The organism is Vibrio sp. V43_P6S15P86 (assembly GCF_009904725.1).
GTDB classification, from domain to species: Bacteria; Pseudomonadota; Gammaproteobacteria; order Enterobacterales; family Vibrionaceae; genus Vibrio; species Vibrio diabolicus.
This window is the reverse complement of the sequence record NZ_WXWT01000491.1, coordinates 1-11,903: the sequence shown is the minus strand read 5'-3', so window position 1 is coordinate 11,903 and position 11,903 is coordinate 1. Positions and strand designations below refer to the sequence as shown.

Below are 11,903 nucleotides of genomic sequence, written 5' to 3'. Positions count from 1 at the left end.
CCTGGATAAACCTGTAACGGAAGCGTACGTCGAGTGGTTAAGTCGTTTGGTAATGCTAGATCTTGGCGAGTCGACGCGTTACTACGAGCCTGTCTCGGACATGATCGCAGAGCGTTTGCCAGTGTCGTTGTTTTATGGCGGCATGACCTTCTTTATTAGTTATTTTATCTCGATTCCTCTTGGTTACTATAAGGCACTCAAGCACGGTTCTGTGTTTGATTCCGCTTCTTCAGTACTCATTTTCGTAGGCTACGCGCTACCAGGTTATGTGGTGGGTGTATTGCTGATCACGTTATTTAGTTATCACTTGGAATGGTTTCCGATGGGAGGTTTTGTCGGCGATGACTTCGACGATTACGAAACCTTCTTTGAACGCGCTAAAGACATTATGTGGCATGCGGTGTTGCCTTTGATCTGTTACCTCATTGGTGATTTTGCCACGCTGACGATGACAATGAAAAATAACCTGATGGAAAACCTTTCCTCAGATTACATCCGCACCGCAATTGCGAAAGGATTACCTTTCAAAAAAGCAGTTCGTAAGCACGCGTTGCGTAACAGCTTAATTCCAATCGCGAGTCACTTTGGTAACTCTTTGTTGTTCTTCATGACCGGTGCCTTCCTGATTGAAGTTATCTTCAATATTGATGGCATTGGCTTATTGGGTTACGAATCAATCATGGAGCGTGATTACCCTGTTGTTATGGGTATTGTCGCCATTAATGCGTTGTTACTGCTCATTGGTAACATCATTTCAGATATTTGTGTTGCTTTAGTCGACCCTCGTGTGAAGTTTGGAGCGTAACATGATTAAAGTTAGTCCATTAACTCAAAAGAAAATTCGTCACTTTAAAGAGATCAAACGAGGCTATTGGTCGTTTGTTGCTCTTTCTATCATGTTGCTCCTTTCTCTATTCGCCGAACTTTTGATCAACAGTAAAGCGCTAGTCGTCAAGTACGATGGTAGCTACTATTTTCCTGTTGTCAGTGACGTACGTTTAGGTAGCGAATTCGGCCAAGAGTCATCCAGTGAAGCCGATTATCGTGTACTGCAAAAAGCGTTTGAGGCTGAAGGGGGCGACAACTTTGTTATTTTGCCGCTTGTGCCGTGGAACCCATATGAACAAGATTTTAGTGGTGATTTCCCGCCAACAGCACCTAGTGCCGAAAATAAGCATTATTTAGGTACAGATGTGATAGGTCGCGATATTTTGGCGCGACTCGTCTACGGATTCAGAACTGCGATGGGATTTGCGTTGCTTACGATGGCCATTTCCTACGCGATCGGTACTGCAGTCGGTTGTGCTATGGGTTTTTGGGGCGGTAAATTTGACTTGTTTGTACAGCGACTTATCGAAATCTGGTCAATGGTACCGTTTTTGTACGTCATAATGATTCTTGTTTCAATCGTTCAACCGACGTTTGCTCTCTTTGTCGCTATTAACGTGCTTTTCACTTGGATGGGGATGACATGGTACATGCGGACCATGACCTATAAAGAAGCGGCACGAGAATACGTAATGGCGGCACGTGCTTTAGGGGCATCGACTGGACGTATCTTGTTTAATCACATCTTGCCAAATACGATGGTGATGATTGTAACCCTAGCACCTTTCACTATTGCAGCTAACATCACAGCATTGACTGCTCTCGATTACCTAGGCTTAGGCTTGATGCCACCAACACCAAGTTGGGGGGAATTACTGCAACAAGGTAAGTCAAACTTAGATTCGCCATGGATTGTTGCGTCAGTAGTGACTTCTATTGTTCTGGTTCTGGTAATGGTGACCTTTATTGGTGAAGCCATTCGAGCGGCTTTCGACCCGAAAAAATTCACACGCTATGTTTAAGCGAGCATTGTGAGCAAAACATAAAAAAGGGAAGTTTTATGAAGAAATTATTTTTAGCGTCCACGCTGAGCGCCCTGAGTTTTGGTGCAATGTCAGCAACGCTTCCGACTGACTTAAACTGGCAAACAAACTGGGATGAGCCTCAATATGGTTCGCTAGAAGCGAAACGTGGAGGGACTTATCGCACCTTTATGTCAAGTTTCCCGCAGACGTTACGTAGTGTTGGTCCAGACGCTAATGCAGGGCTACGTTCTTTTATCTTAGATGAAACACCAGGCTTGGTGGTCCGCCACCCAGATACTTTAGAGTTCATACCTGAGCTTGCTAACGAGTGGGCGTTAGCAGGTGACAACAAAACGGTCTATTTCAAACTCAACCCTGAAGCCAAATGGTCGGACGGCAAACCTGTGACTGCCGACGATTTCGTGTTCATGCTGAAGTTTTATCGTTCCAAAGACATCTTGGAACCTTGGTACAACGATTACTACAACAAAACGATTGCGGATGTTATCAAGTACGACACTCATACGTTTGCTGTTAAGGCCGCGAAAGAGTTCAATCCGGAAGAATTGCTGTTACGAATGGGGGCTCTGCGCCCACGTCCCGCACATTTTTATGCTAACCCTTCAAAAGATGAAAATGGTGACGGTATACATGACAACTTTGTCCGCTACTACAATTTTAAAAGTGAACCAACGACCAGTGCATACTACCTAGATGACATTAAAAAAGGTAAAAGTGTGACCTTCAAACATGTCGGTGAAGACTGGTGGGGTTACAGCAATAAGTATTATCAACATCGCTATAATGTCGACAAAATCCGCATCACAGTGATTCGCGACAGTGATATCGCGATGAAGCACTTTGAGAAAGGGAAGCTGGACGCATTTGGTCTTGTTTTACCAAGCTTATGGCATGATAAATCGAATACGGAACCTTACCAAAAGGGATACATTCAAAAGTTCTGGGGTTACAACCAATTCCCAGTTGGGGCTGGTGGTGTATGGATGAACACCGCGATGCCTTTGCTGGATGATTTAAACATTCGCAAGGGCATTACTTACGCGATTGACTTTGATGGCATGATAGAGAATGTCATGCGTGGCGACTACTCCCGTAAACCGAACCCGACCGGTTATGGTCATGGTAAATACACCCTACCAGATGCTAAGGCACCGAAGTTCGATCCCGCAAAAGCGGCCGAGGCATTCGAAGCCGCAGGCTTTAACAAAATTGGTTCTGATGGTATTCGTGTTAATGATAAAGGTGAGCGCTTAAGCTTCGAGCTGACCTACGGAACACCTGTTCATACTCCTCGTATTGCATTTTTGCGTGAGCAAGCCAAGCTAGCAGGGCTGGATATTGAGCTCAAGTTAGTTGATGGCTCATCCATGTTCAAATACGTACGTGAGAAAAAGCACGATTTGGCTTTCTTAGATATGGGTACGTCTGAGATCCCAACGTATTGGGAGTACTTCCATTCAGTCAATGCGAACAAGCCGCAAACTAACTCTTTCACAAACTACAGCACGCCTGAACTGGATGAAAAGATCATCGAGTATCGTTTTGGCATGGATATGGATAAAAAGATCCAGCTAGGTCATGAGATTCAGCGTGACATCATTGATGCTCACGTTATCGTCCCAGGCTACATGGTTCCTTATGTCCGCTATGGTCACTGGCGCTGGTTAAAGTTTCCAGATAAGCCAATGAATCGCATGACAGAGGCGCTGTTCAGTGGTGCAATCATAGGCGATGGCACTTACTGGATTGATAGTGATATCAAAAAAGAAACGAAACAAGCGATGAAGTCAGGCAAAGCTTTTGAACCTGTTGTTGTCGTAGATGACACTTATAAGCTGTAAGGATTGGTTATGGAAAACGATGTAATCCTAAGTGTTAAAGATCTCGAAGTTGAATTTACCACCGATGATGGGCCAGTGAAGGTTCTGCATGGTGTGAACTTTGATGTGAGAGCTGGACGTACACTCGGTCTGGTAGGAGAGTCAGGTAGTGGTAAGAGCGTAACCTCAATGTCGATCATGGGGCTATTACCTAAGCCATATGGCAACATTATCAAAGGTGAAGTGAATTATCGCGGCACCAACCTAGTTGATTTGCCTGCGGAAGAGATGTACGCCATGCGTGGCGATCGCATTTCGATCATCTTCCAAGACCCGATGACGGCGCTCAACCCAGTGCACACCATTGGTCGTCAAATATGTGAAGTGCTTGAGCTCCATCGACCTGAGCTCGACAAAAAGGAGCGGGAGGCGTACTCGATTGAAATGCTGGCAAAAGTAAAAATTCCAATGCCAGAGAAGCGATTGAATGAGTATCCCCATAACCTATCTGGTGGTATGCGCCAGCGTGTCATGATCGCGATGGCATTGGCCTGTAAGCCGGATATTCTGATTTGTGATGAACCGACTACAGCGTTGGATGTTACGGTTCAGGCGTCTATCCTTGAACTGATGAACGAGCTTCAGGAAGAAACGGGCATGGCGATGATCTTCATCACTCACGATCTCGGGGTTGTGGCAGAAGTGTGTGATGATGTTGCCGTGATGTATGGCGGACGTATTGTCGAAAAAGCAGAAATTTTTGAGTTGTTTGATAACCCGCAGCACCCATACACAGAGCGTTTAATGGGATTGATGCCGAGCTTAGATAATGAGCCGAAGCAGATGATCGATATCAAGCCTATTGATGCCAGTATGTTTGCCAGTTAACTGGGCAAAGTGAACCAGTCATAAAAGAGGATGTTATGGCAAAAGAAGTATTAAGAATTGAAAATCTTAAGCAGCACTTTGTTTCTGGTAAAGGGCTGTTCAAGAAAGGCTACACCATCAAAGCGGTAGACGGGGTTTCACTGTCTGTTTCTGAAGGTGAAACACTGGGGCTAGTTGGTGAGTCAGGTTGTGGTAAAAGCACCCTTGGTCGCACGATCTTAAAGTTATACGAGCCAACAGAAGGTAAGATTTTCTTTGAAGGTAAAGACATCACTAAATTGTCTGTGAAAGAGATGCGATCGCTGCGTAAAGACATGCAAATCGTCTTTCAAGACCCAATGGAGTCACTCAATCAGCGTCATACCATCGGTATGATTCTGGAAGAACCGTTTGTTATTCATAAAATTGGCACGCCAACAGAGCGTAAACAATGGGTAAAAGAGCTTTTAATCAAAGTGGGATTACCAGAAACGGCAGTAAACCGTTATCCACATGAATTTTCAGGCGGGCAACGGCAGCGTATCGGTATCGCTCGCGCGATTGCATTGAAGCCTAAACTGCTGATTTGTGATGAATCGGTATCTGCGTTAGATGTGTCGGTACAGGCGCAAATCTTGAACCTATTGCTACAACTGCAACAAGAAATGAACTTGGCGATCATATTTATCTCTCACGATCTCTCGGTGGTGAAACATGTTTCTGACAAAGTTGCCGTGATGTATTTTGGTAAAGTGGTAGAAGCAGGCAGTGCTAAAGAAATTTATGCAAACCCGCAAAACGAATACACCAAAAAACTCCTATCTGCGATTCCGATCACTCACCCTAAATATCGGAAGAAAAAGCGCGTAGCTGAAAAAAAGCAGCAAGTGGCGTAAGTGATGCCACAGGTCCTATAACACAAAAGCGCTCCGCCAAATAAGCGGAGCGTTTTTATAAGCAAATGCCAGGACTTGGAGTCGATTTGCACTGATGTTTATTCTGATTGATTGAAGATCGTTGCATGCTAAACTCAAGGCCTATTTTCTTTGTTTGGATAATGGACCATGCCGTCGAATTTACCGAAATCCTTTAGTCGACCTTTCCTGAAAATCTTCCATATTTTGGAGGCGGTGTTATTAGTCTCTATTACCTTGGCGACGTTGTACGCCATGATGCAAGAGTTTGTGCACGTATTTGTAGAGAAGCGTGTCTTACTCACGGATATTCTGTTGATGTTTATCTATCTGGAAGTGCTCGCTATGGTGCAGCAGTTCGTGATGAACGGTAAAATTCCGGTACGCTATCCTATCTACATCGCGATGATGGCCATCGCCCGCTACATCACACTCGGAATGAAAGAGCTGGATGCAGTTTTGGTTGTGTGGTTATCTCTGGCTGCGTTTATTTTGGCTGCGGCTACTTTGCTGATCAGAATTGGGCACCATTATTGGCCCTACGTTGATAACAGTACCTTGGAAAAAGACGAATAAAAGAAAACCCCGTATTAGCGGGGCTTTTTTGTTTCAATACTCGATGACTTTTAGATCATTCAATGTTTTGGATCTGCTCACGCATCTGTTCAATTAGAACTTTCAGTTCAACGCCCGATGCGGTGATGTCGGTGCTGATGGATTTCGACGCTAGCGTGTTCGATTCACGGTTGAACTCTTGCATCATGAAATCTAGACGACGACCCACTGCGCCGCCTTTTTTCAGAATGTTCGTGGTTTCTTTTACGTGAGAATCAAGACGGTCTAGCTCTTCTGCTACGTCTGATTTCTGTGCCAGAAGGATAAGCTCTTGCTCAACGCGAGATGGGTCTAGCTCTACTTTTGCATCTTCAAATTTAGAGAACAGACGCTCACGTTGCCACTCTAGTATTTCTGGCATGCGTGCGCGCACTTTCACAACTTCTGATGTGATCGCTTCGAGGCGTTGCTCAATCAGCGCCTTCATGTTCTCGCCTTCACGAGCGCGCGCTTCAATAAATTCATCCATTGCGCCATCAAACGCTTCTAGTAGCACTTTATTTACCGCATCCATGTCTTGCTCTGGCGTTTCCATTACCCCCGGCCATTGCATAACTTGAAATGGATTGATTCGGCTCAGTTCACCAGTCATGTGCATGACTTGTTCAGCGGCTTTAATTACCTGGCTAGCAAGCGCTTCATTGATGCTAAGCTCACCTTTTGCGGCAGGGTTTGCTTCAAAACGTAGATTACATTCTACTTTGCCTCGCGCTAAGCGCTTACGAAAACGCTCACGTAAAACGGGCTCTAACCCGCGAAATTGCTCTGGCATGCGGAAGTATGTTTCTAAATAACGCTGGTTCACGCTGCGGATTTCCCATACCGCAGAACCCCAATCGCCTTTTACTTCTTTGCGTGCATACGCTGTCATACTGTAAATCATCGAATTTTCCTGTCTTCATTTTTTGAAAATTACTTCAAGAGTGTATCATGCTGCGTCGATAGGTGCGCGGGATGTATGGATTGTTTATGTTGTGCCAGATGCGTAACCTATGAATCCGGAATCGATTCCGTTATAATCTTCGCCCAACCAAATCGTCTTCTCCTCATATTTAAGGTAGATGCCCATGCGTCCAAACGATCGCAAGGCGGATCAAGTTCGCCCTATCAAAATTACTCGTAACTACACAGCTTACGCTGAAGGGTCAGTGCTAGTTGAGTTCGGTAACACCAAAGTGTTGTGTAATGCGACCGTCGAAGAATCTGTGCCACGTTGGCTAAAAGGTCAAGGTAAAGGCTGGGTTACAGCTGAATACGGCATGCTACCTCGAGCAACACATTCGCGTACTCGTCGTGAAGCGGCAAGTGGAAAGCAAGGCGGCCGTACGATGGAAATTCAGCGTCTTATCGCGCGAAGCCTACGTGCAGTTGTCGATCTAAAAGCCATGGGTGAGTTCATGATCACCGTTGACTGTGACGTTATCCAAGCTGACGGTGGTACGCGTACTGCATCCATCAGCGGCGCAAGTGTTGCAATGGCCGATGCATTCCAACACCTAGTAGATAGCGGCAAGCTAAAAGCAAACCCAATGAAAGGCCACGTAGCGGCAGTTTCAGTTGGTTTGCTAGGTGATGATGTTCTGTGTGACCTTGAGTACGTTGAAGATTCAGCGGCAGACACAGACATGAACGTGGTAATGACAGAAGAAGGCAAGATGATTGAAATTCAGGGCACCGCAGAAGGTGAACCGTTCAGTCACGAGCAGCTGATGGCTCTGCTAGAGTCGGCGAAAGTCGGCATTACGGAAATTGTCGCAGCGCAGAAGGCGGCGTTAGCCAATTGATTTAAATAGCTCCCATTATGGGGGCTATTTTTTTATCTCGACAATAGAGAAATGAATGATTGTCGAGAAGAGACACAAGAAACCAAGGACATAGAGAGAAAATAATGAAAGCATACCAGCGTGAATTTATTGAGTTTGCACTTGAGAAAGAAGTTCTTAAGTTTGGTGAGTTTACTTTGAAATCTGGCCGTAAAAGCCCGTACTTCTTTAACGCTGGTCTTTTCAATACTGGTCGTGACCTAGCGCGTCTTGGTCGTTTTTACGCAGCAGCGCTTGCTGATTCTGGCATTGAGTTTGATGTGCTGTTTGGCCCGGCGTACAAAGGTATCCCAATCGCGACGACAACAGCAGTCGCGCTGGCGGATCATCATGACGTCGACACGCCTTACTGCTTCAACCGTAAAGAAGCGAAAGATCACGGCGAAGGCGGTAACCTTGTAGGCTCTGCGCTTGAAGGTCGTATCATGCTAGTGGATGACGTAATCACAGCAGGTACTGCGATTCGTGAATCGATGGAAATCATTCAAGCAAATGGCGCAGACCTTGCTGGTGTGTTGGTTGCGATTGACCGCCAAGAAAAAGGCAAAGGTGAGTTGTCTGCGATTCAAGAAGTGGAGCGTGACTTTGGTTGTGCAATCATCTCGATCGTTAGCTTGACTGACCTTGTGACTTTCCTTGAAGAGAAAGGCACAGACAAAGAGCATCTAGAAGCAGTCAAAGCATACCGCGCAGAATACGGCATTTAATTGGTTACTTTTTCTGAAAAAGTAAAAAGGGCAGATGGATATTCATCTGCCCTTTTTTGTTTTTGGATTCATCGCCTTGACCACTTACTTATAGCGAATGCCTTTCTCGACATGCTCATCTTGCATGGTTTTATAGCGTTTATGGAGCCACATCCATTGCTCTGGAGCGCGTAGAATGACTTCTTCCACATACTTGTTCATATAAGCGGCAGCGGCGACTTCGTCTTTTTGTGGATAGTCGGCTTCAATGCACTTATCGGCGATGATGTCGTATTTTCCTTCGTCATTGCGAAACCCTGAGCCTGGGATGATCGCACATTTTGAGGTATACGCCAGAATGCTCGTGCCTGTTGTTGTACACGCATCGTCTACGGCAAAGAAGGGCACAAATACTGATTTTTTGCGACCGTAATCGTGATCCGGTAAATAGAACAGACGCTCACCGCTGCGTAAAACACGAATCATCTTTTTTACATCTTTACGATCAATCAGTTTATTGCCGTTATGTGTCCGTCCCCAATACTGGATAAAGTTATAAGCAGGATTATTATGCGGACGAAACGCGCCGTACCCGGCCACGCCTAACACGGCGAAAGCACGCGCAGTGATCTCTAGATTAAGAGCATGGACACAACAAAGTAGGACGCCTTTACCTTCTTTGGCTTTTTCACGCAGTGCGCCGAGATCTTTCTCGACGATCAGGTTTTTAAAGCGCCAAGTCGGCCAGAACCAAGTGATTCCGGTTTCTATCAGTGCCATACCGGTATTTTTGAAGTTCTCTTCAACAATATGTTGAATCTCTTCAGGTGTTTTGTCTGGAAAGGCCAATTCTAAGTTACGCTGAGCAACGTGGACACGCTTTTTACCGTAGCGCATGCCAAGTTTGCCGAGTGAACGACCTAATGAAAGCAGCAGCCGATAAGGAAGAATATTGACGAGGATGGCCAACAGACCAAAACCAAGCCATACGCCCCAGTTACGAGGGTGAAGAAGTGAAAGAGAAAACTCGGGCTGCGTGTATTTGTCTTTACTCATAGTCTTTTACTTTATTTGTGCACTCAAAAGCGCCCAGTACTCGTCAAAGTTTGCAGTCGGCTGGTATTTAAAGTCGCTACGCACAAAGCGGTTTAGGCTCCCCTCAACTTGTCCCAGAATTTGCGCGGCTAGGATGCGCTCTTCGACAGGGAAAGACTTCCCTTCACGAATCTTACGTTCACGCAGGATTTGGCGCAATTGTGTTTCTATACGCTCAAAGAGTTGATTGATGCGTTCACGTAGACGTTCATTTTCAAACATTAGAGCATGACCCGACAAAATGCGTGTTAGACCTGGGTTACGTTCAGAGAACGCCAAAATAAGGTGCATCACCATACGAATACGCTCTAGTGTATCTTTTTCGTCGTCTAGAATACGGTTGATACGTGTCATCAAGGCTTCTTCAATGAACTCAATCAACCCTTCGAACATGCGCGCTTTACTTGGGAAATGACGATACAGCGCGGCTTCTGAAACGCCGACTTGCTTGGCCAGTTTTGCCGTAGTAATGCGTGAAGCGCCATCTGTTGATTCAAGCATTTCTGCCAATGCTTGTAAGATTTCTTCACGACGGTTGGATTTTTTACTGCCGGCCATTAGTTACTTCCTTTCAAAATACAAAGTTGAGCGGAGGGGATTATAAGACGCTATTTCGCCTCAAACTAGACCACTAAGGGTGGAATGGGAGATTTAACACCCTTAGTTGTCATTTTTGTACCAAATTTATGCCAGCTTTTGTAAAAAATTGGCAGGGTTTTCAAACGTTAGTTACATCAATTGATGCATTTTTTCGAGAATTTTAACGCTCAATGCTTCTTTTGATTCCAAAGCGAGCGCAAGTTCACCTTCAGGCCAGTAAAGGGTAATTGCGTTGTCGTTGCTGTTAAATCCTTGCCCTGCAACCGAAACGTCGTTTGCACAGATCATATCGAGGTTTTTCTTTGTTAACTTGCCTCGAGCATAGGTCTCTACATCATTGGTTTCAGCCGCAAAACCGACGGTAAACGGACGCTTCTCCGTCATTGCTGCCACAGATGCAACAATATCAGGATTTTTAACCATATTAATGACCATTTCGTCGTTGTCTTCTGTCTTTTTCAACTTTTGAGACGCGATCGTTTGTGGGCGGTAGTCGGCAACGGCAGCGCAGCTAATAAAGGCATCATGCTGGTTTGCATGTGTCATAACGGCTTCGTGCATCTCTTGGGCACTGGAAACATTTATGCGCTCAACACCTACGGGCGTATTTAAACTGACAGGACCGCTCACGAGGGTGACTTTTGCTCCCATCTGCGCTGCGGCGCTCGCCAATGCATAGCCCATTTTCCCGGAGCTATGGTTCGTAATGTAACGCACTGGATCAATCGCTTCGCGAGTTGGTCCGGCGGTAATGAGTATCGACCTACCTTCTAGCAATTTTGGTTGAAAGAACTGTTCACATAGCTGTACTAGCTGCATTGGTTCCAGCATTCGACCTGGTCCTACATCACCACAGGCTTGCTCTCCTGCCGCAGGGCCCCAGATGTGCATACCACGACGCGCTAACGTAGCGATGTTCTCTTGGGTTGCGATATTGCGATACATCTGTTGATTCATCGCCGGAGAAACAGCAACAGGGGAATCCGTCGCGAGCACGAGCGTAGTAAGTAAATCGTTCCCCATGCCTGCGGACATGCGCGCGATTAAGTCCGCGGTCGCTGGCGCTAATAGCACTAAATCTGCCCATTTGGCCAATTCAATATGGCCCATAGAGGCTTCCGCTGCTGGGTCTAGTAAACTGTCCGAGACAGGACGGCCCGAAACGGCTTGCATGGTTAAAGGGGTAATGAACTCTTTTGCGGCTTTCGTCATTACAACTTGAACTTGCGCTCCTCTCTCTATGAGGCGACGGGTTAGCTCCGCACATTTATACGCGGCAATACCGCCACTGATGCCGAGTAGAATTTTCTTTCCTGCTAGTGTTTGCATGTGAGATCTCCAATTTGATGACCGGATTTTAACACAATTCAAAGTCTGACCGCCCGAGCATATATAACGAGAAGATAATTCACATCAAACTCCAGAGTATTAATCTGACCGAGGAAGGGAAAATTCTCGCCTACCTCACAGACAAGTTGCGCGGAGTTTGCAAGTCTGAAAAGAAAAAGAGGTAGTGGAAACCATGGTGTTGAAAAGTCGAAACAAATTGCTGCTGATAACCCTAATTCCGCTGTTGTTGATCACTACGTTGATCTCAGTGGTGTATTAC

Annotated in this window: 12 protein-coding genes; 8 read left to right on the top strand and 4 right to left on the bottom strand. The window is 45.7% G+C overall.

All coding sequences use genetic code 11. From position 1 onward, the window contains the following. Window position 1: 1 nt before the first annotated feature. The 6 genes from CAG69_RS22150 to CAG69_RS22125 all read left to right on the top strand — a co-directional run bounded on the left by CAG69_RS22150 (window position 2) and on the right by CAG69_RS22125 (window position 6,051). Complete coding sequence (locus CAG69_RS22150; RefSeq protein ID WP_237668113.1) at window positions 2–805, top strand: ABC transporter permease; 804 nt, start codon at window positions 2–4, stop codon at window positions 803–805. A 1-nt stretch (window position 806) separates the two neighbouring features. Further along, the gene (locus CAG69_RS22145; RefSeq protein WP_053303397.1) at window positions 807–1,850 is read left to right on the top strand and encodes an ABC transporter permease; all 1,044 of its coding nucleotides are present in this window, start codon (window positions 807–809) and stop codon (window positions 1,848–1,850) included. 38 nt (window positions 1,851–1,888) lie between these two features. Beyond that, window positions 1,889–3,715 (top strand): extracellular solute-binding protein, encoded by a 1,827-nt coding sequence (locus CAG69_RS22140; RefSeq protein ID WP_161446244.1) that lies wholly within the window; start codon window positions 1,889–1,891, stop codon window positions 3,713–3,715. 9 nt (window positions 3,716–3,724) lie between these two features. After that, window positions 3,725–4,582: an ABC transporter ATP-binding protein gene (locus tag CAG69_RS22135; RefSeq protein ID WP_005379371.1), complete on the top strand. Its 858-nt coding sequence runs from the start codon at window positions 3,725–3,727 to the stop codon at window positions 4,580–4,582. A gap of 35 nt (window positions 4,583–4,617) precedes the next feature. Continuing rightward, a complete protein-coding gene (locus CAG69_RS22130) occupies window positions 4,618–5,457 on the top strand; it encodes an ABC transporter ATP-binding protein (RefSeq protein ID WP_005379372.1) in 840 nt (279 codons plus the stop codon). A 168-nt stretch (window positions 5,458–5,625) separates the two neighbouring features. Further along, entirely contained in the window at window positions 5,626–6,051 is a 426-nt protein-coding gene (locus tag CAG69_RS22125) for a phosphate-starvation-inducible protein PsiE (protein WP_025768316.1), read from the top strand. A gap of 55 nt (window positions 6,052–6,106) precedes the next feature. Here the strand turns inward: CAG69_RS22125 and CAG69_RS22120 are convergent, their stop codons facing one another. After that, on the bottom strand, window positions 6,107–6,973 hold the full coding sequence (locus tag CAG69_RS22120; protein ID WP_005384776.1) for a YicC/YloC family endoribonuclease: 867 nt from the start codon (window positions 6,971–6,973) through the stop codon (window positions 6,107–6,109). Window positions 6,974–7,157: 184 nt separating this feature from the next. On the opposite strand from CAG69_RS22120, the gene rph reads away from it, so the two are divergent. Together rph and pyrE are read left to right on the top strand one after the other, a co-directional pair. Further along, window positions 7,158–7,874, top strand: coding sequence for a ribonuclease PH (gene rph, locus CAG69_RS22115; protein ID WP_017634994.1), 717 nt, complete (start codon window positions 7,158–7,160; stop codon window positions 7,872–7,874). 104 nt (window positions 7,875–7,978) lie between these two features. After that, on the top strand, window positions 7,979–8,620 hold the full coding sequence (gene pyrE, locus CAG69_RS22110) for an orotate phosphoribosyltransferase (RefSeq protein WP_026000307.1): 642 nt from the start codon (window positions 7,979–7,981) through the stop codon (window positions 8,618–8,620). 84 nt (window positions 8,621–8,704) lie between these two features. Here pyrE and CAG69_RS22105 read toward each other — a convergent pair whose 3' ends face one another. The 3 genes from CAG69_RS22105 to coaBC form a co-directional block, all read right to left on the bottom strand. Beyond that, the gene (locus tag CAG69_RS22105; protein ID WP_033905948.1) at window positions 8,705–9,655 is read right to left on the bottom strand and encodes a Kdo(2)-lipid IV(A) acyltransferase; all 951 of its coding nucleotides are present in this window, start codon (window positions 9,653–9,655) and stop codon (window positions 8,705–8,707) included. A gap of 6 nt (window positions 9,656–9,661) precedes the next feature. Further along, on the bottom strand, window positions 9,662–10,252 hold the full coding sequence (gene slmA / locus CAG69_RS22100) for a nucleoid occlusion factor SlmA (protein ID WP_005379386.1): 591 nt from the start codon (window positions 10,250–10,252) through the stop codon (window positions 9,662–9,664). Window positions 10,253–10,423: 171 nt separating this feature from the next. Next, a complete protein-coding gene (gene coaBC, locus CAG69_RS22095) occupies window positions 10,424–11,623 on the bottom strand; it encodes a bifunctional phosphopantothenoylcysteine decarboxylase/phosphopantothenate--cysteine ligase CoaBC (RefSeq protein ID WP_054701136.1) in 1,200 nt (399 codons plus the stop codon). Window positions 11,624–11,903 lie beyond the last annotated feature (280 nt).